The organism is Paenibacillus sp. FSL P4-0338, from assembly GCF_038002365.1.
Taxonomy (GTDB): Bacteria; Bacillota; Bacilli; order Paenibacillales; family Paenibacillaceae; genus Paenibacillus_AQ.
In genome coordinates, this window is record NZ_JBBOCG010000001.1 from 3,339,118 (window position 1) to 3,365,026 (window position 25,909).

Here is a 25,909-nt window from a genome sequence, read left to right on the forward strand (position 1 = left end):
GTAAGGAGCAGGGTCAGTGGACGGGAAGGATTACTTCGGTGGAGTCCTCGGCCCTTCTTAGGCTCCCCTGACGGGTACGCCTGCGGGGCCTTAACTGCGCTAGTGCACCACCGGGCTTCCGCCCGGGGTCCTTGCCGTTCGTTCTTGGCCTCCCGGCCCGCGATCCCGGAGGGCAGCACTGGACGGGGGGCTTGCCGTTAGCTCTTGGGCCACCCGGCCCGCGATCCCGGAGGGCAGCACTGGACGGGTTACGCCCTGCCTTTAGCGCTGTTGAGGCCCCGCAGGCGTACCCGATAGGGCAGCCTAAGAAGGGCCGGTCCTACGCCGAACAAATTTTTCCCCTTCCGCGGACGCCCGCCCAACCTCGATGCACTTGCCTGCGGGTGTCCAGAGGGCGGCCAGCCCTTGGGGTCCCCCTTGGAAGGGGGATTTAGGGGGATCTAAGCCGATTTAGGGGGATGCCCACCACACAAATAAACGCCGCCCCGCCCCCAAAGGGGCGAGACGACGCTCGCGATACCACCCTAATTTGCACTGCACGCACATCCTAAGGGGTGTGGATTCAGTACAATCTCAGTCCGCAGGCAATAGACAACCTTGCGGGTCCGGGATAACGTCCGGCAGACGGCGGAGCCTACACACGTATACACGCTTCAGCTTAGCTTCTAGGGGAGGATCTTCGGGTAAGGCGTGAACGATCGGCTCGCAGCAAGCACCGACTCTCTGGAGAACGTTACCTTATCGTACTTGTCCCGTCATCGAATTTAGATTCAATGGATACAGATATGTTCTAGTTATAGACGTTTTCGCCCCAATTGTCAAGGCGGATTACAGCAGCAGGTCCCAGCTCAGCGGAGTGCCGGCGGGCAGATCGGTTCTCAAGCGTTTGCCGAGAAGCAAGTCATAATACTTTGGCGCGAGGCCGTAGCCGGGACGGATGACTTTGAGGTTATCCGCAGTGAGCAGGTCTCCGGCCTTGATGTCCTTGGAGGTATAGACAGACCGTCTGAATTGCAGGGATTTCTCTTCTTCGGGGGTGGGGCCGATGGAGACGCCGCCGAGTGCTCTCCAGGCCGTATCTGTCTCCCGGACCAGGGAAGCAAACTCTGCCGGCTCCAGAGAGAAGGCAGCATCCACCCCGCCTTCCGCACGGTTCAGGGTGAAATGCTTTTCGATTACGGTACTGCCCAGAGCTACGCTTGCTACTGCTGCCCCTACGCCCAGAGTATGGTCGGACAAGCCGACCTGAGCACGGAAGACGTCACGCAGATACGGAATGGTATTGAGATTGGTATGCTCGGGTGAAGCCGGGTAGCTGCTGGTGCATTTGAGCAGTATATATTCCCGGCAGCCAGCCGCAGTTATGGTACCGATAGCCTGTTCAATATCGCCGAGCGAGGCCATCCCGGTGGAAATAATCATTGGTTTCCCTTTGGAGGCCACCTTCCGCAATAAGGGAATATCATTATTTTCAAAGGAAGCAATCTTGTAGCAGTCGACGCCGAGGCTCTCCAGGAACTCTAGCGAGGACTCATCGAACGGGGTGCTAAATGGAATCATCCCGAGCGCCCTGCACGAAGCAAAGATAGGCTCATGCCACTCCCAGGGCGTATATGCTTCAGCATACAGCTCATACAGCGATCTCCCTTTCCACAGTCCATTCGATTCACCAATCATGAAATCCTTATTTCGTAGATTAAGCGTCATGGTGTCCGGCGTATAGGTCTGGATTTTGAACGCATGAGCGCCGGCCCGGGCTGCGGCCTTAACGATTTCGAGCGCACGGTCCAGGGACTTATTATGATTACCGGACATCTCTGCGATGACAAAAGGCGGATGCCCGCTGCCGATGGTACGGTTACCGATCCTGATTTCCTTCATGGCCTGTCGTTGCCTCCTCTGTCAGCCGTAGCCTGCGGCTCTCCCATTGCTCCCGGAACAGGGCCATCAAGACCACATCCACAGGCTGATGATTTCTGATCCGTTGCCTGCCTAGCCTGCCTTCCTCCACGAAGCCTAGTTTGCGGTGATAGGACAAGCTTCTCTGATTGAAATCAAGAATTTGCGCGCACACCTTACTTAACTGCTCCTCCCGGAAAATATGCTCCAGCGCCAAGATTCCCATCATGGTGCCGGAGCCGGGAGGACAGCTCCTCTCCCCTATATAAAAGCCCCATTCACAGGTCTTGTGGACCCTGTCGATCTGCGAGAACTGCACGAAGCCCACCGGTGTGTCCAGATAGCAACAGATCCGGACCACCCGGCTTGCATCCTCCGCTATGGCATGCATCCAGCTAAGATGCTCTTCAAGTAGAATGATCCCGTCATGATTCATATAGGGCCGGATGTGATCGGCATTGCGCCATTCCCATATTAGCCGGCTATGCTCCTGGCTCAGCTTCTCAAGCCTATAGTCCCGTAGGTCTGCCATAGTCTCCTCCCATAATCCTGTCTATGACCTCATCCCATTTATCCTCGCCCATCAGGCGGAGCGCCTGCTCAGACATGGCCTGTACCCTGGCCGGATCAGCCATCATAGTCTTAAGCCCCTGCTCAATCGATTGAGCGGTCACCTCATTATTCTTCCCCAGGCTTAATGCAGCCCCCTGCGCATGAACCAAGGCCGTGATCTCCCGCTGATTATCCGCCGTAATAATGCACAGCGAAGGGAGGCCCAGGTAACAACGCTCCCAGGTCGTACTTCCGCCTGCTCCGATGGAGAGGTCTGCCTTCTGCATTAAGTCAGCCATGTAATCGATCTGACAATGGAAGCTGGCCTGCGGCATCGAGCTACATAACGCTGCAATCTCTTCTTTGCGGCGGTTCATTCCGCCAACTACGACATCCAGCTGCAGATTACCGAAGGCGGGATGTTGGAGGGCCTGCAAGGTTTTGAGAGTCTCCCCTGTAGGATCGGTGCCGCCAAAAAACACCAGAACCCGGTTTATGCTTCCGTCCCGTTCAGCCAGCCCCAGCTTAGCCGCACGGAATTCCGGCCGCAGCAGCGTATAGCAGGTGCCTGTCAATTTCGTGCAGTAAGCAGGAAGCAGCCCCTGGTAACGGTCCCTGGCAGCGGATGGATTGGAGTCCAGCAGCAGATCACATTGATGCAGGCGGTCCGCTAAATCGTCGATGGCTACTATCTTCTTCACTTTCCCCTGTACCCATATCTCCCACCGCTTATCAATCCCGTAATGGTCGATAATGAGGCAATCTGCAAGAGCAGCCCCCTCCAGCCGCTGCACCGTCTCCATGGCATCGGTCCGCCAATCCACCTGAAGCCAGAATGCGGCGTACGACGGATCATCCGGCGGCGGCAGCTGCTCCACCGCATAGCCCTGGGCCCTGATATAGTCGGCCAGATTCCCCGGCAGCTCGCGGCAAACGAACGTGATCTGCCCGCCTCTGGCGGCAAGCCCGCCTGCAAGTGTCAGGCAGCGCATGATATGGCCCGTGCCCATAGAATACGAGGAATCGGCCCGAATCCATATATTCATTGGATTAGCTGCTGTGCTTACCATGCAGTCCAGCCTCCGTCGACAGAGATATTCTCACCTGTAACATAGCTTGAGGCAGCGGAAGCGAGGAACACCATCACTCCCTTCAAATCTTCTGGGGTGCCGATTCTGCTCAGCGGATTCTTCCTTTCCAGCTGGCGGATGAACTGGGGATCGGCAGCTTGAACCGCTGCATTAGGAAAAGGCCCCGGCGATACGGTATTCGCTCGGATTCCTTGTGGCCCGAAGTGGCAGGCAATGTAGCGGGTAAACTGGCCAATCGCCGCTTTACCAGCCCCGTAATTGGCGGGATTATTCATCCCGCTGTCTCCGTAGACCTCCGGGTTAGGTGAGACCAGCCCGTACATCGAGGAGACGTTAATGATGGAGCCCCCCTTTTGCTTAACCATATAGGGAAGGACGGCCTTGACACATCTGAAGGTTCCATTGATCGTCCCGTCCAGCCCTGTCAGCCACTGCTCTTCACTCATGGCGGCCAAGCTGGCCGCTGAGCTGAACGCGGCATTATTCACCAGGATATCAATGCTTCCGGCCGATTCAGCGATGCTCTGAATACATTGTCTGACAGAGGCTTCCTGCCGGATATCCATAGCCTTGCCGAAGCAGGCTGCTCCAGTGGTGCGGGCGATTGCTTCAGCGGTCTCCTTGCAGCGCTGCCCGCTTGAGCTTACCAGATAGACTGCCGCACCAGCCTCAGCCAGCCCCTCCGCTATGGCTCTGCCCAGATAACCAGCCCCTCCGGTCACAACCGCTGCCTTGCCTTGCAGATTAAATAATTCCTGAAGAGTACGCATCCGGTTACTTCCACCTCCTGGGGTCAATGATCTCTACAGGAATATCCGTAAAGGATTCACCAAGCGTCTGTCTCACCGCCGGGCTTAGTGGGGGCAATGCCATCATCCGCAGATTCTCCTGCACCTGCTCCGCCGTCTCGCAGCCAATCACCAGCCCGGTTACCCCCGGAAGATCCCTCACATAGAGGAAGCACAGCTCTTTAACCGGTATCCCGGTTTCCTTGCTGTATCTGATTAATCGTAACAACGGCTGCTCCGCTTGCTTCAGCCCCGCCGGAAGCTGCTCCGGTGCCATCAGCAGCAGGCCCTGCAGATAGACACTGCGGACGAAGATTTCTGTTCCCTTCCGGGCGAGCCGCTCCAGCATTCCATTCGCGAGCCATCTCTGGTCCAGGACATTCAGCGGAATTTGAATACTGTCCAGCCCCTCCACGCGCATAAAGTTCGCAATATTCTCCGCATCATACACGGATACGCCGATTCTGCGGATCGTGTGCTGCCGCTTCAGTTCCTGAAGCACTCGCAGAATTTCGCCGCCCTGGTATATCATATCCAGCGGATCATGCAAGAGACAGATATCCAGCGCAGAACACTTCAGCCGGTCCAGGGAAGCATGCACGGAAGAGATGACGAACCTTCTCCGCGCTTCCTCCGTGTGCAGCCGCAACCGCTGGACGGAAGGGAGCTTCGTCACAATCTGCGGCCGGCTCTGCGGCTCAGTGTGCTCCAGGCAATCTCCGATGATAGACTCGCTGTCCCCGTATCCCGGCGCGGTATCCAAATAACCGATCCCTGAAGAGAGGGCATATTGGAGCAGTTCGTTCCTCTGTTGAACAGAGGGGTTCGCAGCTGCATTCGCAATCCCGTAATTTCCGCCCAGCTGGGCCGTCCCCAGCACAAGGCTCGCTTTATTTATCATCATCCGATGCCTCGCTAACGTTATAATTTCTTGTTCAGGGTGGTTGCTGCATTCAGCTCCTTAACCAGCTCCGTATCATCCCGCCATTTCACCTGAATACCCCGGTTGTGCTCAGCCACCTCAGGGTGTTCCTGCAGGAATGCCTTCAATTCCTCGAAGAATAGCGGTCTTGCCCCCACATTCAGTGCCTGGTAGACCGACTCGAACAGCTCCAGATCCTGAATTTCATCCATGGTTAACCGCCACTTGGGATGCACCCACTCCGCAGGAAGGTCCACAGCATTGATCTTGAAGAGATGCGGATTGTTGAAAAAGTAAAAGGACAGATACTCCGCATGCGTAAGCGGATTGGAATAGTGCAGCAGCCTGCTCAGCGCTTCAACGGTAAAAACATCCCCCACCGTCCCTATGGTCGACTCCTTGGCGTAGGTGAAGTCGGCACCGCTTGCCAGATGCCGGTCGATCAGAAGCTTAAGCATCTCCGGGGAGACCGCCGGATTGTCGCCGGTCACCCGGACTACGATATCCGCCTGGGCCGCTTCTGCCACGCTCAGCATTCTTGCAGCCACATTGTCCGGATCGCCGGTGACCACCTTCACCAGACCGTTCAGGGTGAACGCCGTAAGCAGCTGGTCGTCCGGCAGATCCGAGGTGGCCAGCATTACCTCATAGCCGCCCGGCACAGCCAGACAATTCATCAGGCATCTTTCGATGGCGGCAATACCGTGAATCTCGCGCAGCGCCTTGCGGCGGAGCCGGGTGGATTTCAATCTGCAGATGACAGCAATGCAGATTTTGGGTGCTTTTACCTTCCCGGGCGTGAGGGGTGTGTTCGCAGGAATGACTGAGGTGGCAATCATAGGAAATGGTAGGGAAGCATTGCTTGCCATGAGGGCATCCGGCATAGAGGAACGTTTATAGCATATGTTCTCAGGCGTGATCATTTCACCCGGGCGCAGCTCTCTGCGGGAGACGATCCTCAGAGAGGAATCCTCCAGATACCTTCTTTCCGATTCCTTAATTTCGAGACTGCCCTGTACACACTCTGCCCGGCGCAGCTTCTCCACCATCCGCCCGAATTCCTCCGGCTCAAGCGCGGAATAATAGTCAATGCCTTTCTCCGCACGGTTCAGGGTAATGTGCTTCTCAATGACACTAGCCCCCAGCAGATAGGCATAGACCGGAAGATCGACCGCCATTTCATGATCAGCATCCTCATGATCCGCGAAGCCCACCTCCAGCTGATAGGTCTGCTTGATATGGGCGATGCGGCTCAGGTTAGAATCCTCTGTCCGGGTCGGATAGCCCTGGAAGCCGTGCATCAGCACGATTGGACCTTTGAAATGGCTCCGAATGTAGGATAATTGGGAATCCATCTCTTCCTCCAGCCAGCCGCTTACGCCGATGAGTAAGGGCTTATTGAACCTGTGCAGGGCTAGAGTCAAGGGGATCGACTGGAGTACGGTTGTGGGTAATTTCAAGCCGTCTATCTGCGATTCAAGCTCCGCGAGTAGCTGAGCGCCCCATTCATCATAGAGGTCTACCCAGACCTCCAGTCCCTCAGCCTTGGCAAGCTGGACAGCCTCCGCCCATTGCTGCTTGCCGATGAACAAATCGATATACGTCTGATAATGGATGAAATCCGGCACCGCCAGGCTGTCGTAATGGAACCATTGAAATTTCACCCCGTCAGCGCCGCTGCGTGCGGCTGCAAGGATCAGCTCCCGCAGCCGGCCGGGGTCGCCCCAATGGGCATTGGCAATTTCAGCAATCACCTTCACTTTGGCCACAATAATCACTCCCTTCTCTATTTTTACTTGGAGTAGTGGCAGATCACCTTCTTGACCGCGGCGACCACATCCAGCACATCTTCAGGTTCCATGCCCGCATATAGCGGGAGTGTAATGAATTCCTCGTAGCAGCTTTCAGCGACCGGACAGATTCCCTTGCGGAACCCCAGACTTTCGTAGTACGGATGCAGATAGGCGGGGATGTAGTGGACGTTTACGCCGATGTTCTCCTTTTGCAGCGCCTGAAAGACCGTCTTGCGGGTGGCCTTCAGCCTTGCGAGCTGAAGTCTGACAATGAACAGATGCCAGCTTGACTCCGCCTCTGGAAGCTGATGCGGCAGAATAAGCTCCTTGGTCGCGCCCAGCTCCTGCAGATACAAGGCGGCAAGCTGTTTGCGCTTCTCGATGAAGCCCCCGATTCTGCGCAGCTGGGAAATGCCGAGTGAGGTCTGTATGTCTGTGATCCGGTAGTTGTACCCGAGGAATTGCATCTCATAATACCAGGGCCCGTGGTTCTCCCTTAACTTGCGCTCATCCCTGGTGATGCCGTGGGTGCGGAACTGCAGCAGCTTCTCATAATATAACGGGTTATTGGTCGTAATCATTCCGCCTTCTCCCGTTGTTATATGCTTTACAGGATGGAAGCTGAACATAGTCATGTCCCCGATAGCCCCAATGCTTCTATCCTTATATCTCGCACCCAGCGCATGGGCGGCATCCTCAATCACGATCAGATTATGCTCCCTGGCAATCTGCAGGATCTCATCAAGCTCTGCCGGCTGACCCGTGAAGTGGACGGGAATAATGGCTTTTGTTCTGGCCGTAATTCTCTCCCTAATCCGCTGCGGATCAAGATTATATGTCCGCGGATCGATATCGGCAAATACCGGTACGCCCCCCTGATACAGCACACAGTTCGCAGTAGCGGCAAACGTCATGGGCGTCGTAATCACCTCATCCCCTTCGCCGATCCCGGCGGCATAACAGGCCCCGTGCAGGGCCGCAGTTCCGCTGGAGAAGGCCACCGCATATCGGGCCCCGGTAAACGCTGCGATCTCTGCTTCGAATTGCTCAATGGCCGGGCCGCTGGTCAAATAATCACTTTGCAGCACCTTGACCACGGACTCAATATCCTCGTCATCGATCATCTGTCTCCCATACGGCAAGTAGTGGGCACGTACAGGCTTCCCGCCGTCAATGGCCAGTTTGCTCTTACTCATGATTGGTTCGGCTCCTTTCGGTGAAAGGTCTCCAGAATCCATTGCTCTGTCTGCCGGATGCCCTCTTGGATGGTAACCTTAGGTGTCCAGGACAATTGCTTCTCTGCCTTGTTGTAATTGCATAACAGCTTCTGGATCTCACTCTGCGGGTGAATATGGGGAACATGCTGGACCGGTGCCTGCCCGTCTGCAATCAGCTCGGCCAATTGATTGACGGTGATATCCTCACCCGTGCCTGCATTGACAATTTCTCCGTGCAGCTTGTCGCTGTAGCCCGCCTCCACTACGAAATCTGCACAGTCCAAGACATATAATAGATCCCGTGACTGGGTGCCGTCCCCATAGATATTAAGCGGCTGGCCTTCTAATTTGCTGTGAATGAAGATCGCCACGACACCGCCTTCGCCTCCGGTTTTCTGATAGGGACCATACGTGTTAAACGGCCTTACGACCACCACTGGCAGATCATAGGCATAGAAATAGGATAGCACCATGTTCTCCGCAGCAATCTTGGCCCCTGCATAGGGAGAGGCTGGTTTGATAGGGGATTGCTCGTCAATTCCCTGTTCATCCGCCGCCCGGGCGTAGACCATGCAGGTACTCATGAAGACCATCTTCACCTGCTGCTTGCGGCATTCCTCAAGAAGATAGAAGGTGGCCAGCGTATCATTATTGAACGTGGTCTCAGGATCATCAATGCTGTCTTGCACATTAATGCTTGCCGCCAGATGGTAGCACAGGTCGAAGGAATTCTCCCGGAAAAGCTCCTTCAGAGCTTCTCTGTCCTTGAGGTCCATGACCTGTACCTTCTGCAAATGCTCGTGATCTTCATACTCCTTCAGATTATCCAGCGATGAATTCACCAGATTATCGATGACCCATACCCTTTGTCCATCCTTTAACAAACGTCCGACCACCCATCTGCCGATGAAGCCGGCGCCTCCGGTTACGAGTATATTCATAGTAGCCTCCACTAGATTAGATTTTGTTCCGATGCCAGCTTCTTAACCTGCTCCTTGGTCAGCGGAATCTCTCCTTCGGAGCTGTAAGTGCCCGGCTTCGGCCTGCTTGCTTCCCGGTAGGACTGCGGTGCAGCATAGGGGGAAGGGACAATATATACATCCTTTAATTCATAAGCACTTAAGGATTCCTCGTGGGTCATCAGTTCTTCATATCTCTTCTCGCCTGGCTTCAGGCCGATCTCCAGGATCTTCACCGTTGACGGGCGCACCCCGAATTTCTTCGGCACCTCCTCGGCTACAACCTCAGCCAGATCCTTCAGCCTGATCACCGGCATCTTCAGAATAAAAGTCTCACCACCCTTCGCCAGCTGCAGGGACTGAACGGTCAGCCGGGTCGCCTGCTCCAGCGTCATCATGAACCTTGTCATGGACAGATCTGTTACGGTGATCGCCCTGCCTTCTCTCGCCTGCTTCACGAACAAGGGAATGACAGACCCTCTGGAGCCCATCACATTCCCGAACCGTACGGTGCAGAACACCGTTTGGCCGGATCCGCCCGAGGTGACGGCAGAGGAAATCAGCTTCTCAGCAGACAGCTTGGTGGCCCCGTAGTTGTTGGTCGGCGAAATGGCCTTATCTGTACTTGTAAAAACGACCTTACCTACCTTCTGCTGCTTCGCTGCCTGAATCACGTTATAAGTGCCGATAATATTCGTAAGTACAGCCTCGAACGGGTTATATTCACAGAAGGATACATGCTTCATAGCAGCTGTATGGAACACATAATCTATTCCCTCCATGGCAGCCAGCACACGGTCATAATCCCGGACATCGCCGATCAGGTAGCTAATTCTTGCGTTCCCATGTAGCTCATCCTGCAGCTCGAACTGCTTATACTCGTCTCTGCTGAGAATCCGGATGATCTCTGGCTCCTGCTTCAGAAGGAGCTTCGCAATACTTTTCCCGATGGTGCCGGTACCGCCGATGATCAGAATGCTTTTATTCCGGAAGAACATGCTCTCCACCTCCCGCTTCATCGATTCCCGCTTCCATGGATCAGGCGGTCCATGAGATCCGCAAGCGCTTTGCCGGAGTCAGGAATCTGATAGGCTTGCTGCAAGAATTTCTCTTTTACAGTCTTGTAGTTTAATTTCTCTATATTGCTGCTGGAATAATAGCGGGCGATGATACTGGTTAAGTCAGAGGGTTCTTTTTGAATATAGCGGTCAAGGGCATCATAGTAATCATATTCACGGTTAGCCTGAATGAATTTGTAGACAAATACAGGCTTGCCGAATAAAAGGCCTTCAAGGGCAACCGTAGAGAGGGTGGCGACCACAGCGTCCGATTTCATAATCAGCTCACGGGTGTCTGCCTTGCGGTCGGTAACCACATGAACATTGCTATATTCTTCTTCGTACCCGGTATACAGCGAAATCAGCTTCTTGGACAGCTCCCAGGGATGGGGCTTGATGATCAGCTGAAACTGCGGATGTGAGGCCAATTGGGTGAGCAGGGTGCGGATCTTGGATTCATCCAGCGTCGGTCCTGTAGCGATTAGTAAGGTGATTTTATGAGGATCAAGCTGGTAGGTTTCTCTAAAAGACTCTGTAGACGTAATCTTCGAAGTAAAGATATCATCGTAACGGGCATGGCCGGTAATCACGATCCGCCCGGCTTCCAGCCCTCTGCGCACGTACCAATCATGTTCATATTGCCCGTAGATTGCGATATGGCTGGAGAATACAGGAATGAAGGCTTCCTCTCCCATCAGAATTCCGTGCTGCAGACATACACTGGGAATTCCCTTGATCCCTGCAACGACGGCAAGCGCTCGGCTGGCTACATCTTCTGTCGTACCTACCATTACAGAGGCTACCGGCAAGTCATTGTAGAGATTAAATACCATTTCAATGGTATCTACAATGGAAGGAATCCGGCTCAGGAAGGTCTGGGTAAAAAATTCATTGCTGAACGCAGGATGTCCTTCGGCCTTCGCGAAAAGGTCAGCAGCGCGCCGGACCAGCTCTTCTGCCTCTGCCTTGGTGTCTCGCTTGTAGCCCAGGCTGTATACATTCGGGATTCCATAGAGCTCGGTGGCTCTGGAGCGGGACAGAATCATGGCTGAATCTCCGCTGAAATGCTCGCTGATCGTTTGCTCCGACATTCTGATATAGTCCAGATTAATCAGTATTTTGCCCTTCAGATTGGACTTCACAGGCTGATAGAGCGGCGCAACCCTATTGTCAAAGAAAGGCTGAATCTGGTGCTGCTCATGAATACCGGAATGCTCCAGCTTCAGCTTAAAATCGCTGCTCCCCATTTCGCTCCTAAGCTCATCGTTGATTTGTTGATAGAAGTTCGTCATCAGGGCCAGAGGGATATTCCTGTACTTCAGCTCCTGCGCAGTATGGATAAATTCACTATAGAGCGACCAGTAATTGGACAGATAGATGGACAATCCGTTTTCCCTCCTCGTGGTGCCTTTCTATACAGAGGCCTTATTTCTTGTGCTGCCGGATACATTTCAGTTCTTCTCTCAGCTCCTTGCAGGTTCGCTGCGGGGGAAGCATCTGAATGAACTGGCTCTTCTCCTGATGCTGTAATTGATAGTGAATGGACAGCTCGGTGATATAGTTATCATCCAGAATCTCATCCACCGGGTAGAAGTCCCAGAACTGGTTCAGCCGCCAGAAGAACCGGCCGTCACCTATTCGATAGAACTCCGGATTCTCATCCCAGTAAGACCCGAACTTGTCATGAATGACCGGAAGAATGGAGCTTCTGTGCAGGATGGAGCAATGATCGATGACGCAAGGGGCCACCGAAACGACTTTTTTGGCTGGTCTTAGCTGGCTGCGGGTTACTTCATCCTGTTCGTTCAAGTAGTTGACCAGCGACGCAGAGTAGGCAATCATGACTTCGGGATTCTCCTCCAGATAGTTCACCATCTGCTCAAGTCTAGTATTTCTGTAACGGTTATCATCGGTAGCATAGGAAATATACTCCCCCTGTGCTTGAGCGAGGGCTTGATTGATCAGCGCGGAATATCTGACCTTCGCTACTCTCTGCTCCAGGGTTTCCGTATCACTTCTGAAGAATTTGATTCTCTTATCCTTGAGATAGGGCTCAATCACTTTCAGAGTTTCTTCATTCGAGTTATCATCCATTAAGTAGAATTCAAAGTCTGTAAGCGTCTGATTCAGAATGGATTCAATGGACTTTGCGACATATGCGGCCTTATTGTAGCTGGTCATAATGATCGTAACCTTTGGCAATCGAATACCTCCCCCGCTGTTTACTTGCTATCATATGTATCCTTCTTCGAAACGTTATAGGTTAGAAGACTAAATTTTCAAATGGAGGACAAAATAGCGGACTTAGTCTATGGGCAAACCTGAATAAACGCCCGGCAGATTAACTGCGGAGCGTCTATCAGGTCCGGTGAATCCGTCTATTAAGCTTGCACGTTCATCAACAAATCATGCAGCCGGTGCTCAAAGGTATGGGCTGCCAGCACCTGCTGTCTTGCTGCTTCAGCAATCCACTTGCGCTCCTCGTCATGCGCCATGTAGTAATGGATCTTTTGCAGCAAATCATGCTTATCCTGATAAGAAACCACCTGAGTGCCCTCGTCAAACTGATGGCGGAGCCCGCTTTTATAATCGGTAAGCTGAAACGCTTCACAGCTGGCTGCATCAAAGGTACGGTTGTTGATGCTTGTGGCGATAATCCCTGCCCGGTTACGGTTGTACTTCTCAGCGGAAGGGCGGTGAATATTCAGCACAATCTTCGCCCCGTTGTAAAACTTGGCAGCCGTCTCCGGCTGGACCCAGGCATTCACCAGCTCCACATTGCGGTTAGCGCCCTGCTTCCATTCATGATAGTGCCGGCCCCACCCCCGCCCCACCAGCTGGATGCGATAGGCTGTGCCTGCAAGTAAGGCTTCTATAAGCTCAATCCGGTTACTGTAAGGCACGCCTACTAAGCAGATATCACTTCTATACTCATCGGATACGGCTGCGGGGTGAAACAGATCAGGGTCTGTACCCAGCGGCAGATGATAGACCCGGGGATGACCCAGCGCCCGATAATGCTCCATTGCAGCCTGGTCAATCGTGAAAATATAATCAAAATAAGCAATCAGCGGAGCCGTCCAATCCATGTAATAGGGGTCCTCTGTCATCCACACCGCCGACTTCACCCCGGATTGTCTGATGTACTCCAGCACAGGCTCTGGAACCTTCACACCGGCCATAAGCAGAATCAGCTCCGGCTGCCAAAAATGCTGGTTAAGCTTTATTTCATTCAACACACTGCCAGGCTGCAAAGCTTTGCAATGATGCCCCGCTTTCTGTAAAGCCTCTGCGATACGCTGCTCGAAGAAAGAATAGACGCCCTGGAAGCCTGATGTTATCAATAGGATATTCATAGCTATCACCACCATAATTACCGATATTTTTCAAAGTCCATAGGATGTTGTCTCTAACATAATATTCACTCAAAACATAGGATGGAACTATGCCATAATATGGAGGTGAAAAAATGTCGCATACCCTAGTAGAATTTGCGCGGAGTGTCAGCACCAATCTATCCTTTGGACCTCCGATTCCAATCGATGGAACACCCCACCTGATCTTGGAATTCGGTATGCCTGTTCCTCCTGCTCCAAGCAATTTCGTTGAGCTTGCTACAACTGTTGGCTGGGAGGCTGTTAACGTCTTTGCCACACCGCCCGTTCAACCCACCCTCCTGCTGGAATTGCTTGTGAATGGAATTCTCGTAGGCAGTGCCGAACAAGCTGCTATCCCGGCGGATGGAGATCCGATTCGAATGACAACCATGTTTCAGACGATCCTTACCGATTTTCCCGAAGGTTATTATGCATTTCAGATCTTTGCCTCCAATGTGGAAGATCTTCAAGGCGAAATTAACCTTAGGGGCCCCATCCACATTACAGGCAAAGTTATCGTTCCCGCTTAAAATGCACAAAAAAACTCCTTGGCAGAGGTCTTGATTGACCTACTGCTAAGGAGTTTTTGTGTATTAGGGTACAAGCTAACCGTCATCTTAGGCTCAGAGCGCGTTCTCGCTAACCTCACGGCTCTCCAGCGCATTCCAGTCATCCTGGGACAGCAGCTCCAGCTGGGCTTCCAGCAGCGTCCGGAACCGGGTACGATAGATCGAAGCCTGCTTGCGCAGCTCCTCGGTCTCGATCGCCACCTTGCGGGATTTGGACAACGCTTCGTTGATAATCCGGTCCGCATTCTTCTCCGCTTCCTTGAGGATCAGCTGGGATTCCTTCTTGGAGTTGTTCTTCACATCATCTGCAGCCTCCTGGGCTACAAGAATGGTCTTGGACAGACTCTCTTCAATATTGACGAAATGATCCAGGCGTTCCTGAAGGGTTAACAGCTGGTTGTGCAGTTCCTTATTCTCGCGGATCACGCTCTCGTAATCCTTAATCACCTGATCCAGAAATTCATTGACCTCATCTTCGTCATAACCGCGGATTCTCCGGGAGAATTCCTTGTTATGTATGTCGAGCGGTGTTAATGGCATGCTGTGCACCTCCTAGAAATTTCGGTGAAGATTATAGATGAAAGACAATTACCGGCGCACGGCCTGCTAAATGTCCATATTTCCCTGAGATTATCAATTTCGACAAGCACAGCTGTAATCCTGCAAAGACTTCAGACAAATTTGCCTACCAAAATCCGGTAACGGCCCTTCTTCGTCAAGCTGCCGATCTCCAGCACCTTGAACCGTCCGAAGCCCTGGATCGAGACCATGTCCCCGTCCTTCAGCGAACAGGACGGATCTTCCTCGACCTTCCAGTTCACGCGGACGCGCCCGGCCTTGATCGGGGCCAGAATCTTGCTCCGGCTCAGCCGCGTCACATCCGCTGCAATCCCGTCAAGCCGGAGGGATGCCACTGTGAACTCCATCGCCTCCAGCTTGACCTCACTGCTGCGCAGCCCGGATAACGGCAAGATCTCCGTACTGACGTTAATCCGGTGTACACCGGTCAAATGAATGGACAGGTAATCTGCGATATCAGCAGCCACCACTACGTGACAGCCGTCTTCCAGCACATGAATATCACCGATCTTGCCTCTTTTGATGCCAAGTCCCAGGATTGCTCCCATATAATCCCCATGCTCCAGCGAGAGAAATTTCTGTTCGCCTGAGGTGATCGCCAGCACGCTTAATTCCATATCCTCATCCGTGAGGTCACGATAATCCGGAGCCACCAGCCCGCGCTTCCGCTCGGCATCCGAAGAACCGCCCTCCCAGCGCACAATCACATCAGGGTGGCGGTTCACCAGACTCTGCAGAATATAGCTCTGACGGGGGTCCAGAAATTCGGTCAGCTTCGTCTCATGATACTCCCCGGCATTCGTGACCCACTCCCAGGCCTTGTCCACAAATGGCCGCTCGTCCGGGTGGAAATGCCCGTAGATTTCATTCTTCATGGGACTCAGCCGAAGACCGAGGTTACGATAGACTGAAGCCCGACTGCGGCAAAACGCAGCATGATAATCGCGACAATCGGGGAAATATCCAGCGTTCCAAACAGCGGAGGGATAATCCTCCGGAACGGTGCCAGATACGGCTCCACCAGCTTGCCCAGCAGCTCGCCGATAAAGTTCTCACGCAGATTTGGCAGCCAGGACATTAGAATGTATACGAGAATCATGTAATAGTAAATCTGGAATAGGATGTATATAATTGAAGATACTTCGTTCAAAACCTGCTCACCTCATTCTGTTGTAATCTTGCTCGTCACCCAGGATCTCGGTAATGGAGCCTTGAATCTCCACGGTGTCCGGTGTGCACATAAATATATTGCCCCCAATTTTGGATATTCCTCCACCCAGAGCATAAACAGTTCCGCTGAGAAAATCGATGATCCGCATCGCCTGGTCATTGCGCACCCGCTGCAGGTTAATTACTACCGTGCGGTGTGAACGCAGATGGTCGGCAATCTCCTGCGCCTCGTCATACGAGCGCGGCTCGTAGAGCACAACCTTCACATTTTTTTGGGAATGAATGCTGACGACGTTGGCCCTCTGATTCTTGCGTGTTTCTACAGGGGCGGGTTCGTATTCATCCTCATCACGGGAGATTTGCTCCCGTTCCACAATCTCCTCTTCCTCCTGCAAACCCAAGAAACTCATAAATCGGTTCATCACGCCCATCATTCTCCCTCCTCATGACCTACTAATACCGTTCCCAGGCGTACCCGGGTGGCTCCTTCCTGTATCGCCACTTCAAAGTCATTCGACATGCCCATCGACAGCTCTTGTATTGGCTCAGGTGTCAAACCCAACAGATTCAAGCGGTCACGCAGCTCACGGAGTCCGCGGAATACCGGCCGGGTCGCCTCGGGGTCTTCTTCGTGAGGGGCCATCGTCATCAGGCCGATGACCTTCACCCGGTCAAGCGGAGCGATCTCCCGCAGGAAGTCCTCCACCGCTTCCGGCGCCAGGCCGAACTTGGTATCCTCGCCTGAAATATTCACCTGCAGGAACACCTTCACAACAAGTCCCGCAGCTTCCGCCTTCTTATGCAGCTCCCTGGCCAGCGACAGCCGGTCCAGAGAGTGAATATATTGAAATTTACCGATAACGTCCTTCACCTTATTCGTCTGCAGATGCCCGATAAAGTGCCATATTCCCTTATGCCCAAGCGCATTCCATTTCGGCTCCGCATCCTGCCAGCGGCTCTCGGCGATCTCCTCAAGACCTGCCTCCAGCACAGCGGCAACCGTATTCAGCGATACGTATTTCGTTACCGCAATCAGCTTGACTTCACTGGCATCCCGGCCGCTGGCCGCGCAGGCCCGTGCGACACGTTCCCGGGTAGTGGCTATTCTTTCTTGTAGCGAGGCCAAAATTTCAACTCTCCTTTATTCCGATCCAGCTCGTCATTCTCCCAGTGACCCCGTTTTCCTTCCGGTACGAAAAGAACAGATCACTGTTACAGCTTGTACACCAAGTTGTACATTCGATATGAGTCGGCAATATTCCTGCTTTTATCATAATGCGTTGATTCAATTCTTTCAAGTTCAGCATCATTTTGCTGCTGTCTGTCTCCGATGGTCTATATACAGCCCGCGCGCCTTCCGCCACAGCCGGCAGGTTCAGCCTGGCCTCCAGGCGCCGGACAGGGTCCATTACATAATCATCCACCTCATAGCAGCAGTCTCCGATGGAAGGCCCTATAGCAGCCTGTATGTCCTCAGGACGGCTCCCGTACGTCTGTCCCATGCGCTCCACCATCGCGGCCGCGATTTCCGCCACGGTCCCCTTCCAGCCTGCATGCGCCAGCCCCACCACCTGGTTCAGTGGATCATGGAAGAACAGCGGCACACAATCAGCGTAAAAAGAAGTCAACAGCACCCCGGGCACATTCGTCAGCAGCCCGTCAGTGGCTTGAAAGGCAGAGGCCCGGTCCAGGCTGCCCCGGCCGCGATCCTGTTCTGTAATGACAGCGATCTCTTTGCCATGGGTCTGTTCCCCGCAGGTCCAATCGGCAAGCCGGAAGCCCAGACTCGCAGCCAGCAGGCTGCGGTTAGCCAGCACATCCGCCGGATCATCGCCTACATGAAAAGCACAATTGAAGCTGTCATACGGTTCTTTGCCGCTGCCGCCTGCTCTGCCGGTGAAGCCTGCAGTAATGCTCCTATACGGCTCACGCCACGGCTCCAGATGCAGCAGCATGCTCGCTGTGCCATTTTGCATAAACGGTTCCATCTCTTCACCTCCGCTTAAGTGTACCACACTCAGCCCCGAAAACATTCTCCTATGACTTTACCCATATCCGCAGAAAAAAGACGCACCTCATTAATAAGTGCGCCGTTCACTGCGGTCCGGCCGTTCCAGGTACATCATCTCGCGGTCTTCCTGTCCCTGCGGTATGCGGGGCTCCTCCAGCTTCACGAGCACGACATCCGCACCGATCTTCACGATATTCCGCCATGGAATCACCAGATCGGCACCGCCGCCGAACAACCCCATGAATCTGGTATAGCCCGGGACAATCACAGCGTCAATGACGCCTCTACGCAAATCCAGCTCCAGATCGCTGATCTGGCCCAGCCGTTTACCGTCGACAATATTGATTACATCTTTGGTTTGAAAATCGGAGATTTTCATCTTTTTACCCGAAGCTGACGTTTCCTCAATCATCCTGCCACCCCTGTACATTCAGACCTATAGCTCAGTATATGTCCTTAAGGCTTGGCCGCATGACTGATTCCAGATCCTCTGTGCCCCGGACATATAAAAGGATATCCCGGCTAGCCGCTAGTTGCCGCCATCCGGAATATCCTCCGCTCATTTATAGACTGTGGTCAGGACTTTACATGCTTTTGCATTTGCTGGATTGCTGATTTCTCAAGCCGTGAGACCTGAGCCTGGGAGATGCCAATCTCGTCGGCGACCTCCATCTGGGTCTTACCTTCGAAGAAGCGCATCGACAAAATGCGTTTCTCACGCTGCCCCAGCCGCTGCATGGCCTCCCGCAGCGCAATCTCCTCAATCCAGGAGACATCCTTGTTCTTGTCGTCACTGATCTGATCCATCACATAGATCGGGTCCCCGCCGTCATGATAGATCGGCTCGAACAGAGAGACCGGGTCCTGGATCGCATCAAGGGCGAAGACAACATCCTCCTTCGGAACACCGAGCGCTTCGGATATTTCGAAGATCGTCGGCTCCCGCGAATTCTGGTTCGTCAGGCTGTCACGCACCTGCAGCGCCTTATAGGCAATGTCGCGCAGGGAGCGGGATACCCGGATCGGGTTGTTGTCGCGCAAGTAGCGGCGGATCTCTCCGATGATCATCGGCACCGCATAGGTGGAGAACTTGACATTCTGCGATAAATCGAAATTATCGATGGCTTTCATGAGTCCGATGCAGCCTACCTGAAACAAATCATCCACGAACTCTCCACGATTATTGAACCTTTGAATCACGCTTAGCACAAGCCTGAGGTTGCCATTTACCAATTTCTCTCTGGCGGATCGCTCGCCCTGCTGCTGCAGCGAAGTGAACAATGCCCGCATTTCCACGTTCGTGAGAACAGGCAGCTTGGCGGTGTCCACACCGCAAATCTCGACTTTATTTCGGGTCATGATGATTAACCTCCCAAGGAGAAACATTACTGTACATTATCTCCCCGGCCCGGCATTTTATTCCTCAGCGTTTATCACTTACACCATCTTGTTGAACTCCTTGCGCAGCCGCTTGATAATTCTTTTTTCCAGGCGCGAAATATAAGATTGGGAGATGCCCAGCAGATCAGCTACATCCTTTTGCGTTTTTTCCTCGCCGCCCCGCAGCCCGAACCGCAGCTCCATAATCAGCCGTTCCCGCTCGCTGAGCTTCTCCAGCGCCTTCTGCAGCAGCTTGCGGTCGACCTGCTCCTCAATGTTCCGGTAGATCGTATCGTTCTCCGTGCCCAGCACATCCGAGAGCAGCAGCTCGTTGCCGTCCCAATCAATATTCAGCGGTTCATCAAAAGAAACCTCGCTTCTGGTCTTGCTGTTACGCCGCAGATACATCAGAATTTCATTCTCGATGCAGCGTGAGGCGTAGGTGGCGAGTTTGATTTTTTTCTCCGGATCAAAGGTGTTGACCGCCTTAATCAGTCCGATCGCGCCAATGGATACCAGATCCTCGATGTTAATGCCGGTGTTCTCGAATTTCCGGGCGATGTAGACCACCAGCCGCAGGTTGCGCTCAATCAGCATAGCCCGGACTGCTGCATCCCCGCTGGAGAGCCGCTGGAGCAGGAATTCCTCCTCCTCGCGTGTCAACGGCGGCGGCAGCGCTTCACTTCCCCCGATATAATAAATCTCCTGGCTCTTCAGACCGAGCAGAAACAGCATGCGGTAATACTGCAGTTGCAGCACAAGCTTGAATTTGACCATTATTGTTCCTCCTATAGGTTACTTAGCCCATCACCTTGTCAGCCGGCGCTTCTGGAGCACTCTCTTTGTGGGTCAGGTCAGGATGTATGACCGCCCGGTACGCGCCGTCTCCCGACAGTGTCCCGCCATCCAGCCCGATGAGTACCCTTGTGCTGCAAAAGGTATCACCGCCAAGTTCTATACTCACCTTATCCGGCTTCAGCGCGAGCATGAAGGATGCCCCGCGATTGACGCCTCTGTACGGCACCAGCCGTATCCTGTCCTGCCAGGCGAACGACTGCCCGTCCGTTTCCAGTACAAGTGTATCTGCACCCGTCTGGGTCAGCCTTCCTTTCCAGGAAGCCGGCAAATGGCCCTCCCACAGCGAGGCTTCCATCACCATGACCGGAATCCTCGTCAGCGGATCGCTGAGCCGGTTCCCGGTATCCAGCAGTCCGGGGCAGGTAACCGACACTCCGTCGATCTCCACCGTCACTTCCCCAATATAGGAATCCAGTTGTTCTCTGTGCCGGCGGGAGGATTGGATCAGCTTGAAGAGCAACAGCACCAGCGGAAGCAGGGCAAGCACGAACCAGAACCCGATCTTCAGCCGGTAAGCTTGGCCTCCCGATGAGGTGAAGATCATGCCCTTCCAGAGGTCACCAGAGCTTTGCAGCAGATAATGAACGCCTATGATCCCTCCCGCCGCCGCAAAATTAATGATATAAAACGCCCCAAATGCCCGAAGATAGCTTTGCAGACTTCTAAATCCAAAGGCTATCCAGATCATCAAAACCGATAACCCGAATTTGATGAGAAAGGTATACAGAAAGGACAGCTCCGGTACGAACATCATGACGACATAGAGTGCACCCGCCAGCGCTGAGAGAGTCAGCCGCCACCAGGATACCTTGTGCTTAACCAGCCAGCTTGTCAGCCACAGCAGGACTCCGTCGATCAGCAGATTGGCGGCAAAAATCAAGTCAATATAGACAACCATCGCTCTCACCTGCCTGCAAGCGGATATCTATCCGGAGGCCTCGGTGCAGGCTCTCTTTTTAGACGATAAGATTAGTATAGAAACTCCTGTATCCAAAGTCTGTCTAAACATGGGGGGCGTTCTTGCAGTTTTTTTGTCGACTTATGGGCATTGAGAGGAACTTCAGTGCACAACACAAAAGCCAGCCCTAAGCGGCTGGCTTCATGAGAAACGTATTTAGTTATTGATAGATTTCAGCTCTTCTTCGGAGAGTCCGGTTGCTTTCTGCACTGAAGCACGATCCATTCCCATCGACAGGAGATTCTTTGCTATTACCCGCTTGGCCTCCAGTTCACCCGCCGCAGTTCCCTTAGCGAAGCCTTCTCTAAGCGCACCATCCCGCTGCGAGGCTTCGTCCATCAGAAATTTCTGGCGGTCCTCATATTTGCGGCGGGCCTCCGAATCCTGGCTCAGAAATTCCAGCGTCTCCATCGCCTTCTTCAAGGCTGGCTCATTCATTTGCAGCACCTCCCATTCAGAGTAGTCAATGCCTTTCAGGAACAACAGCCAGTTCACAAGGCCGCCCTCGCCGGGCGTAACCGGCTGGTTCAGCTTGGGCAGCTCCAGGAAATGAATCTCTATATCATCTGTCAGCGGCGCTCCGCTGCTGTCCTCCCGCAAATGAAATACACTATGTGTATGTTCATTAGGGAGCACCTTGTAATTCAGAATGTTAATCGTCACGCATTTCTTAAGCTCGGTATATTTCCCGCTGACTTGAAGCTGCCCGGCATAACGCTTGCTCCAATAATACAGCGTGCGTTTCTCAATATCATATTTGTTGAACAGCTGCATCTCAATGTTAATCAGCTTGCCGTCCACCGTCTTGGCCCATATATCAAATATCGCCTGCTTATCCAGCGGATCATCCTTATCCGTATAAGGATTGAGCAGCACCACTTCCTCCAGGGGAAGATCGCCCGCATCCAAGAATATCTGATTCAGAAAAGCGAGCAGTACATCCTTGTTGCCCTCGCTTGCAAAAATCCGCTTAAATACAAAATCCACCCGGGGGTCCAGCATTTCCATGGTATCGTCTCCCGTTAACGTAATTATACAGCCTGAAAAGCAAAAAAACACCATACCCCGCAGTTCAAAGCTGCGTGATACGGTGCTTCCGTAACAGTCTATGCTATTAATGGCTCTTAATCTTAATCATTATTGCCGCGTGTCCGGTTGCGCAGGAAGGTTGGAATATCCAGCTGATCAGAGCTTGTCTGATTCCCGAACGGACGAAGATTCTCACTCTTGCTCTTATTATCAGCAGCCGGTTCGCTGTTTGCCGCGGGACGGCGTACAGGAGCTATTGGAGAAGGCTTGTGTTCAAAGCCGGTCGCAATAACAGTAACCTTGATCTCGTCCTTCATACTCTCTTCGATAATGGCACCGAAGATCATATTCACTTCAGGGTCCGAAGCCGAAGTAACAATCTCTGCAGCTTCATTCACTTCGTACAGGGAGAGGTTAGAGCCGCCTGTAATGTTCATAATGACACCGCGTGCACCTTCGATGGAGGTTTCAAGCAGCGGGCTCATAATCGCTTTGCGGGCCGCCTCAGACGCCCGGTTCTCACCGGTGGCAATCCCGATGCCCATAAGCGCTGAACCGCGCTCCGTCATAATCGTCTTCACATCAGCAAAGTCAAGGTTGATCAGTCCGGGAACCTGAATAAGGTCGGAGATGCCTTGTACCGCCTGCCGGAGTACATTGTCCGCTTCACGGAACGCTTCCAGCATTGGAGTTTTCTTATCCACAATTTCTAGGAGGCGGTCATTTGGAATCACAATCAGCGTATCAACCTTTTCCTTGAGCGCTTCGATTCCAAGCTCTGCCTGGTTGGCACGTTTTCTGCCTTCAAAAGTGAACGGGCGGGTCACGACGCCTACCGTCAATGCTCCGCATTCTCTAGCGATTTCGGCAATGACAGGCGCTGCGCCTGTTCCGGTACCGCCGCCCATACCTGCGGTAACGAAGACCATGTCCGCGCCCTTCAGCGTATTCGAGATCAGATCGCGGGATTCCTCTGCCGCCTTCTTGCCAACCTCAGGATTCGCTCCTGCGCCAAGTCCGCGGGTCAATTTATCCCCGATTTGTAATTTATGCTCCGATTTGGCCATATGCAGCGCTTGGGCGTCTGTATTAACCGTGATGAACTCAACACCCTGAACGCCATTTTCAATCATCCGGTTCACAGCGTTGCTTCCGCCACCGCCGACGCCGATGACTTTTATTTGCGCCAAGCTCTCCATTTCAAAATCAAATTCCAACATATTGTTTCCATCTCCCCCTCGAGTAGTGCTTGGATGGCCAATCCAAGTATATCTGGATTACACTTATATGAACTCGCTAAACATATTCTTTAGTCGTTCCACCAGACCTGGCTTCTTGGAAGAATCCTGAACCGGCGCTGCGCTCTGCTTGCTGCGGTTAACGGTCTTCTTGTTGGCACTTCCGCCGCTGCTCCGTCCGCGGTAGTTGCGTACCACATTATGAAGGATGCCTACGCCGCCGGTGAAGCCGGGGTCACGCACTCCGATATAATCCGGTACAGCGATCCGTACGGAGGCTGCGAGCTCGTTCTGGGCTACCTTAAGCACCCCTGGCATCGAAACTGTGCCACCCGTAAGTATATAACCTCCCGGGAGCTCCGTATAACCAAGCCGCTTCACTTCCTGACGGATCAGGTGGAAGATTTCCTGGACTCTTGGCTCGATAATCGCTGCCAAATCCTCCTGGTTGAATTCCTTCTCCACATTGCTGCCGATACGCAGGACCTTGAAGACGACCTCCGAAGCAGCATCATCGATCCAGGCACAGCCGTATTTCAGCTTGACCTTCTCGGCCTGGTCGGTAAGTGTCCGAAGTCCGTACGCAATATCATTGGTTATGAATTCTCCTCCGATCGGAATCGTGGAGGTTGCACTAAGGGAACCTTCTTCATATACGGCTATCGTGGCTTGTCCGGCACCGATATCCACCAGTACAGCCCCCATTGATTTCTCATCTTTGGAGAGCGCTAATCCGCCAGCCCCGAGAGACATAAGGACAAGATCTTTAACCTTCAGACCTGATTTCTCCACGCAGCGGAGCAGATTATGTATGGGGGTCTTGGCACCGGTAATGATCGTAGCTTCCACTTCCAGGCGGACGCCGATCATTCCGCGCGGGTCCTGAATACCTTCAAGGCCGTCGACGATATACTGCTTGGCGACAACATCAATGACCTCGCGTTCCGGCGGGAGTGCAATAACCTCCGCTGCCTTGATTACACGGTCGATGTCATCTTCGCCGATCTCACGGTCCTCATTCTGAACGGCAACTACGCCGTGGCTGGATTGCAGGCCGATATGGTTGCCGGATATGCCGACATACACCTCGGATATTTGAATACCGACCATTTGCTCCGCATGCTCTACGGCACTCCTGATCGATTGCACAGTCTGATCGATGTCTACAATCGCACCCTTGCGTATCCCTTCCGAATCAGCAGATCCAACGCCAATAATATTGAAGGTTCCACTAGTAACTTCCCCGATTATTGCCCGAACTTTGGATGTACCGATGTCCAAACTAACAATGATGTCATTGTTGCTCAAGCCCTATGGCACCTCCTGTTATAATCATAATAAACAAGCTTTTGATCCCGGTCGCGGGAAACATCTCTGTACATATTCAACATCCCTAATCCTTTCCCTCTTTTTTCAACAAATTTTTTGAGAGGAATAATATGACAAGGTATTCACGTACCGGCAGGCGCCCTCCGCTAAGCGGGATCAGCACCTGACCTTCAAACAAGAAAAACAAGAGAACAGCGGCTATATCCTGAATTGCATCTCAAAAAATCCGCAGAAAAAAGAGGGATATTGCTTATTACCCGTAAAACAGATTGTAGCATTTATTCCGCTTCATTAGTAGGGACTATTTACTCTTGTGCATCTGCGTCTTCTCCGTTGTCCCCGGCTTCAGAATGGAATGGAACATAGGAATCCGCCTCCAGCATTTTGATAAGTCCCGGCTCCTCCGTCTGAATCACCTGATTCAAATAGCCTACTTTATCCTTGAGCAGCGAAATGGCCGTTATGACCTCAAAGCGTGAACGTGTGTAGAGCTTGATCCGGTCCGGAAAAGACAACGTCGGGGAAGGTACAATCTCCGATATATCACTGGTCAGCTCATTCGGAATTCCGGCCAGCGCCTGGCACAGCTTGGTCTTATAAGGATCGTCAGCCTTCCAGTTGGTCAATATCGGCTTCTCTACAGCAATTCCGGTATCCGTCACAGAGACGGCGGCCCCGCTCGACAGAATAGCTTCCAGCACGCCTGCCTGGTCCAGTTCATAGGCAACCGCCGGGTACTCCTTCACAGTGATCGTAACCACACCGGGGAACTTCTTGCTGACCTGCGCCTCCTGAACTGTTTTCAGCTCCTCCAGCGCCTTCCCCACGGAATCTCCGGAGACTGCAAAGAACTGTCCTCCGATCTTCAGGCCGCTTGCTGCCAGCAGCTGCTCACGGGACGTATATTTATCCCCCTGCATTTCAATGGCTGTAATCTTGCTGATCGACGAACGGAAGAAGATTACAGCCAGCAGCGCAGTGAACAGCAGTGCCAGGATGATGATAATTTTACGGTTTTTTCTCTTGCTAGGCTTGTCCTCTTTCAAAAGAGGTATTCGCGTTTTTGGCATTCTCATATCTCCGTAATAAGGCCCTGTCTCCTTCCTCACGGCTTCGCCGAAGGAGACAGGGA

General features: G+C 53.0%; 27 protein-coding genes. 1 reads left to right on the forward strand and 26 read right to left on the reverse strand.

Going from position 1 to position 25,909, the window contains the following annotated elements:
- Window positions 1-828 precede the first annotated feature (828 nt).
- The 12 genes from pseI to MKZ07_RS14790 form a co-directional block, all read right to left on the reverse strand.
- Window positions 829-1,881 (reverse strand): pseudaminic acid synthase, encoded by a 1,053-nt coding sequence (gene pseI / locus MKZ07_RS14735; RefSeq protein ID WP_341026349.1) that lies wholly within the window; start codon window positions 1,879-1,881, stop codon window positions 829-831.
- On the reverse strand, window positions 1,859-2,431 hold the full coding sequence (gene pseH / locus MKZ07_RS14740) for a UDP-4-amino-4,6-dideoxy-N-acetyl-beta-L-altrosamine N-acetyltransferase (RefSeq protein WP_341026350.1): 573 nt from the start codon (window positions 2,429-2,431) through the stop codon (window positions 1,859-1,861). The genes pseI and pseH overlap by 23 nt, the downstream gene beginning before the upstream one ends.
- Window positions 2,409-3,497 (reverse strand): UDP-2,4-diacetamido-2,4,6-trideoxy-beta-L-altropyranose hydrolase, encoded by a 1,089-nt coding sequence (gene pseG / locus MKZ07_RS14745; RefSeq protein WP_341026353.1) that lies wholly within the window; start codon window positions 3,495-3,497, stop codon window positions 2,409-2,411. The genes pseH and pseG overlap by 23 nt, the downstream gene beginning before the upstream one ends.
- Window positions 3,498-3,514: 17 nt before the next feature.
- Window positions 3,515-4,312, reverse strand: a complete 798-nt coding sequence (locus tag MKZ07_RS14750) for an SDR family oxidoreductase (protein ID WP_036690165.1) — start codon at window positions 4,310-4,312, stop codon at window positions 3,515-3,517.
- 4 nt (window positions 4,313-4,316) lie between these two features.
- Window positions 4,317-5,234, reverse strand: coding sequence for an aldo/keto reductase (locus MKZ07_RS14755; RefSeq protein ID WP_036690166.1), 918 nt, complete (start codon window positions 5,232-5,234; stop codon window positions 4,317-4,319).
- Window positions 5,235-5,251: 17 nt separating this feature from the next.
- On the reverse strand, window positions 5,252-7,021 hold the full coding sequence (locus tag MKZ07_RS14760; protein ID WP_341026355.1) for an N-acetylneuraminate synthase family protein: 1,770 nt from the start codon (window positions 7,019-7,021) through the stop codon (window positions 5,252-5,254).
- Window positions 7,022-7,044: 23 nt separating this feature from the next.
- Window positions 7,045-8,241 (reverse strand): UDP-4-amino-4,6-dideoxy-N-acetyl-beta-L-altrosamine transaminase, encoded by a 1,197-nt coding sequence (pseC, locus tag MKZ07_RS14765; RefSeq protein ID WP_036690168.1) that lies wholly within the window; start codon window positions 8,239-8,241, stop codon window positions 7,045-7,047.
- Window positions 8,238-9,203 (reverse strand): dTDP-glucose 4,6-dehydratase, encoded by a 966-nt coding sequence (locus MKZ07_RS14770; RefSeq protein ID WP_036690169.1) that lies wholly within the window; start codon window positions 9,201-9,203, stop codon window positions 8,238-8,240. The genes pseC and MKZ07_RS14770 overlap by 4 nt, the downstream gene beginning before the upstream one ends.
- Window positions 9,204-9,214: 11 nt before the next feature.
- Entirely contained in the window at window positions 9,215-10,219 is a 1,005-nt protein-coding gene (locus MKZ07_RS14775; protein WP_036690342.1) for an SDR family NAD(P)-dependent oxidoreductase, read from the reverse strand.
- A 17-nt stretch (window positions 10,220-10,236) separates the two neighbouring features.
- On the reverse strand, window positions 10,237-11,664 hold the full coding sequence (locus MKZ07_RS14780) for a CDP-glycerol glycerophosphotransferase family protein (protein ID WP_051493113.1): 1,428 nt from the start codon (window positions 11,662-11,664) through the stop codon (window positions 10,237-10,239).
- 40 nt (window positions 11,665-11,704) lie between these two features.
- On the reverse strand, window positions 11,705-12,481 hold the full coding sequence (locus MKZ07_RS14785) for a glycosyltransferase family 2 protein (protein ID WP_036690170.1): 777 nt from the start codon (window positions 12,479-12,481) through the stop codon (window positions 11,705-11,707).
- A 179-nt stretch (window positions 12,482-12,660) separates the two neighbouring features.
- Window positions 12,661-13,635 (reverse strand): CgeB family protein, encoded by a 975-nt coding sequence (locus tag MKZ07_RS14790; RefSeq protein WP_036690172.1) that lies wholly within the window; start codon window positions 13,633-13,635, stop codon window positions 12,661-12,663.
- Window positions 13,636-13,748: 113 nt separating this feature from the next.
- Between MKZ07_RS14790 and MKZ07_RS14795 the strand changes: the two genes are divergently transcribed.
- Entirely contained in the window at window positions 13,749-14,186 is a 438-nt protein-coding gene (locus MKZ07_RS14795; RefSeq protein ID WP_036690174.1) for a hypothetical protein, read from the forward strand.
- Between the two features lie 93 nt (window positions 14,187-14,279).
- Here the strand turns inward: MKZ07_RS14795 and MKZ07_RS14800 are convergent, their stop codons facing one another.
- The 14 genes from MKZ07_RS14800 to MKZ07_RS14865 all read right to left on the reverse strand — a co-directional run bounded on the left by MKZ07_RS14800 (window position 14,280) and on the right by MKZ07_RS14865 (window position 25,847).
- A complete protein-coding gene (locus MKZ07_RS14800; protein WP_036690176.1) occupies window positions 14,280-14,765 on the reverse strand; it encodes a DivIVA domain-containing protein in 486 nt (161 codons plus the stop codon).
- Window positions 14,766-14,896: 131 nt separating this feature from the next.
- Window positions 14,897-15,679 carry a YlmH family RNA-binding protein gene (locus MKZ07_RS14805; protein ID WP_036690178.1) on the reverse strand — a complete coding sequence of 261 codons (783 nt, stop codon included), beginning with the start codon at window positions 15,677-15,679 and terminating at the stop codon, window positions 14,897-14,899.
- Window positions 15,680-15,684: 5 nt separating this feature from the next.
- Window positions 15,685-15,954 carry a YggT family protein gene (locus MKZ07_RS14810; RefSeq protein WP_036690179.1) on the reverse strand — a complete coding sequence of 90 codons (270 nt, stop codon included), beginning with the start codon at window positions 15,952-15,954 and terminating at the stop codon, window positions 15,685-15,687.
- A gap of 7 nt (window positions 15,955-15,961) precedes the next feature.
- Complete coding sequence (locus tag MKZ07_RS14815) at window positions 15,962-16,405, reverse strand: cell division protein SepF (protein WP_036690181.1); 444 nt, start codon at window positions 16,403-16,405, stop codon at window positions 15,962-15,964.
- Entirely contained in the window at window positions 16,405-17,100 is a 696-nt protein-coding gene (locus tag MKZ07_RS14820) for a YggS family pyridoxal phosphate-dependent enzyme (protein ID WP_036690182.1), read from the reverse strand. The genes MKZ07_RS14815 and MKZ07_RS14820 overlap by 1 nt, the downstream gene beginning before the upstream one ends.
- Window positions 17,101-17,104: 4 nt before the next feature.
- Window positions 17,105-17,962: a peptidoglycan editing factor PgeF gene (gene pgeF / locus MKZ07_RS14825; protein ID WP_036690184.1), complete on the reverse strand. Its 858-nt coding sequence runs from the start codon at window positions 17,960-17,962 to the stop codon at window positions 17,105-17,107.
- 90 nt (window positions 17,963-18,052) lie between these two features.
- The gene (locus MKZ07_RS14830) at window positions 18,053-18,397 is read right to left on the reverse strand and encodes a YlmC/YmxH family sporulation protein (RefSeq protein WP_036690185.1); all 345 of its coding nucleotides are present in this window, start codon (window positions 18,395-18,397) and stop codon (window positions 18,053-18,055) included.
- A 164-nt stretch (window positions 18,398-18,561) separates the two neighbouring features.
- Window positions 18,562-19,344: an RNA polymerase sporulation sigma factor SigG gene (gene sigG / locus MKZ07_RS14835; protein WP_036690188.1), complete on the reverse strand. Its 783-nt coding sequence runs from the start codon at window positions 19,342-19,344 to the stop codon at window positions 18,562-18,564.
- A 78-nt stretch (window positions 19,345-19,422) separates the two neighbouring features.
- On the reverse strand, window positions 19,423-20,145 hold the full coding sequence (gene sigE, locus MKZ07_RS14840; RefSeq protein WP_036690190.1) for an RNA polymerase sporulation sigma factor SigE: 723 nt from the start codon (window positions 20,143-20,145) through the stop codon (window positions 19,423-19,425).
- Between the two features lie 19 nt (window positions 20,146-20,164).
- A complete protein-coding gene (gene spoIIGA, locus MKZ07_RS14845; protein WP_036690192.1) occupies window positions 20,165-21,121 on the reverse strand; it encodes a sigma-E processing peptidase SpoIIGA in 957 nt (318 codons plus the stop codon).
- A gap of 216 nt (window positions 21,122-21,337) precedes the next feature.
- Window positions 21,338-22,189 (reverse strand): Rpn family recombination-promoting nuclease/putative transposase, encoded by an 852-nt coding sequence (locus tag MKZ07_RS14850; protein WP_036690194.1) that lies wholly within the window; start codon window positions 22,187-22,189, stop codon window positions 21,338-21,340.
- A 122-nt stretch (window positions 22,190-22,311) separates the two neighbouring features.
- Window positions 22,312-23,430: a cell division protein FtsZ gene (gene ftsZ, locus MKZ07_RS14855; RefSeq protein WP_036690196.1), complete on the reverse strand. Its 1,119-nt coding sequence runs from the start codon at window positions 23,428-23,430 to the stop codon at window positions 22,312-22,314.
- 63 nt (window positions 23,431-23,493) lie between these two features.
- On the reverse strand, window positions 23,494-24,756 hold the full coding sequence (ftsA, locus tag MKZ07_RS14860) for a cell division protein FtsA (protein ID WP_036690197.1): 1,263 nt from the start codon (window positions 24,754-24,756) through the stop codon (window positions 23,494-23,496).
- A 326-nt stretch (window positions 24,757-25,082) separates the two neighbouring features.
- Window positions 25,083-25,847 (reverse strand): cell division protein FtsQ/DivIB, encoded by a 765-nt coding sequence (locus MKZ07_RS14865; RefSeq protein WP_036690199.1) that lies wholly within the window; start codon window positions 25,845-25,847, stop codon window positions 25,083-25,085.
- Between the last annotated feature and the right edge of the window lie 62 nt (window positions 25,848-25,909).

Coding starts and splice junctions, on each gene's coding strand:
- pseC (WP_036690168.1), bottom strand. CDS start 8,241: ATGAGTAAGAGCAAACTGGCCATTGACGGCGGGAAGCCTGTACGTGCC.
- pgeF (WP_036690184.1), bottom strand. CDS start 17,962: ATGGAACCGTTTATGCAAAATGGCACAGCGAGCATGCTGCTGCATCTG.
- MKZ07_RS14770 (WP_036690169.1), bottom strand. CDS start 9,203: ATGAATATACTCGTAACCGGAGGCGCCGGCTTCATCGGCAGATGGGTG.
- MKZ07_RS14755 (WP_036690166.1), bottom strand. CDS start 5,234: ATGATGATAAATAAAGCGAGCCTTGTGCTGGGGACGGCCCAGCTGGGC.
- MKZ07_RS14830 (WP_036690185.1), bottom strand. CDS start 18,397: ATGATTGAGGAAACGTCAGCTTCGGGTAAAAAGATGAAAATCTCCGAT.
- MKZ07_RS14775 (WP_036690342.1), bottom strand. CDS start 10,219: ATGTTCTTCCGGAATAAAAGCATTCTGATCATCGGCGGTACCGGCACC.
- MKZ07_RS14800 (WP_036690176.1), bottom strand. CDS start 14,765: ATGCCATTAACACCGCTCGACATACATAACAAGGAATTCTCCCGGAGA.
- ftsZ (WP_036690196.1), bottom strand. CDS start 23,430: ATGTTGGAATTTGATTTTGAAATGGAGAGCTTGGCGCAAATAAAAGTC.
- spoIIGA (WP_036690192.1), bottom strand. CDS start 21,121: ATGGTTGTCTATATTGACTTGATTTTTGCCGCCAATCTGCTGATCGAC.
- MKZ07_RS14805 (WP_036690178.1), bottom strand. CDS start 15,679: ATGAAGAATGAAATCTACGGGCATTTCCACCCGGACGAGCGGCCATTT.
- MKZ07_RS14795 (WP_036690174.1), top strand. CDS start 13,749: ATGTCGCATACCCTAGTAGAATTTGCGCGGAGTGTCAGCACCAATCTA.
- MKZ07_RS14750 (WP_036690165.1), bottom strand. CDS start 4,312: ATGCGTACTCTTCAGGAATTATTTAATCTGCAAGGCAAGGCAGCGGTT.
- pseI (WP_341026349.1), bottom strand. CDS start 1,881: ATGAAGGAAATCAGGATCGGTAACCGTACCATCGGCAGCGGGCATCCG.
- MKZ07_RS14815 (WP_036690181.1), bottom strand. CDS start 16,405: ATGGGCGTGATGAACCGATTTATGAGTTTCTTGGGTTTGCAGGAGGAA.
- sigG (WP_036690188.1), bottom strand. CDS start 19,344: ATGACCCGAAATAAAGTCGAGATTTGCGGTGTGGACACCGCCAAGCTG.
- pseG (WP_341026353.1), bottom strand. CDS start 3,497: ATGAATATATGGATTCGGGCCGATTCCTCGTATTCTATGGGCACGGGC.
- MKZ07_RS14850 (WP_036690194.1), bottom strand. CDS start 22,189: ATGGAAATGCTGGACCCCCGGGTGGATTTTGTATTTAAGCGGATTTTT.
- pseH (WP_341026350.1), bottom strand. CDS start 2,431: ATGGCAGACCTACGGGACTATAGGCTTGAGAAGCTGAGCCAGGAGCAT.
- MKZ07_RS14865 (WP_036690199.1), bottom strand. CDS start 25,847: ATGCCAAAAACGCGAATACCTCTTTTGAAAGAGGACAAGCCTAGCAAG.
- MKZ07_RS14790 (WP_036690172.1), bottom strand. CDS start 13,635: ATGAATATCCTATTGATAACATCAGGCTTCCAGGGCGTCTATTCTTTC.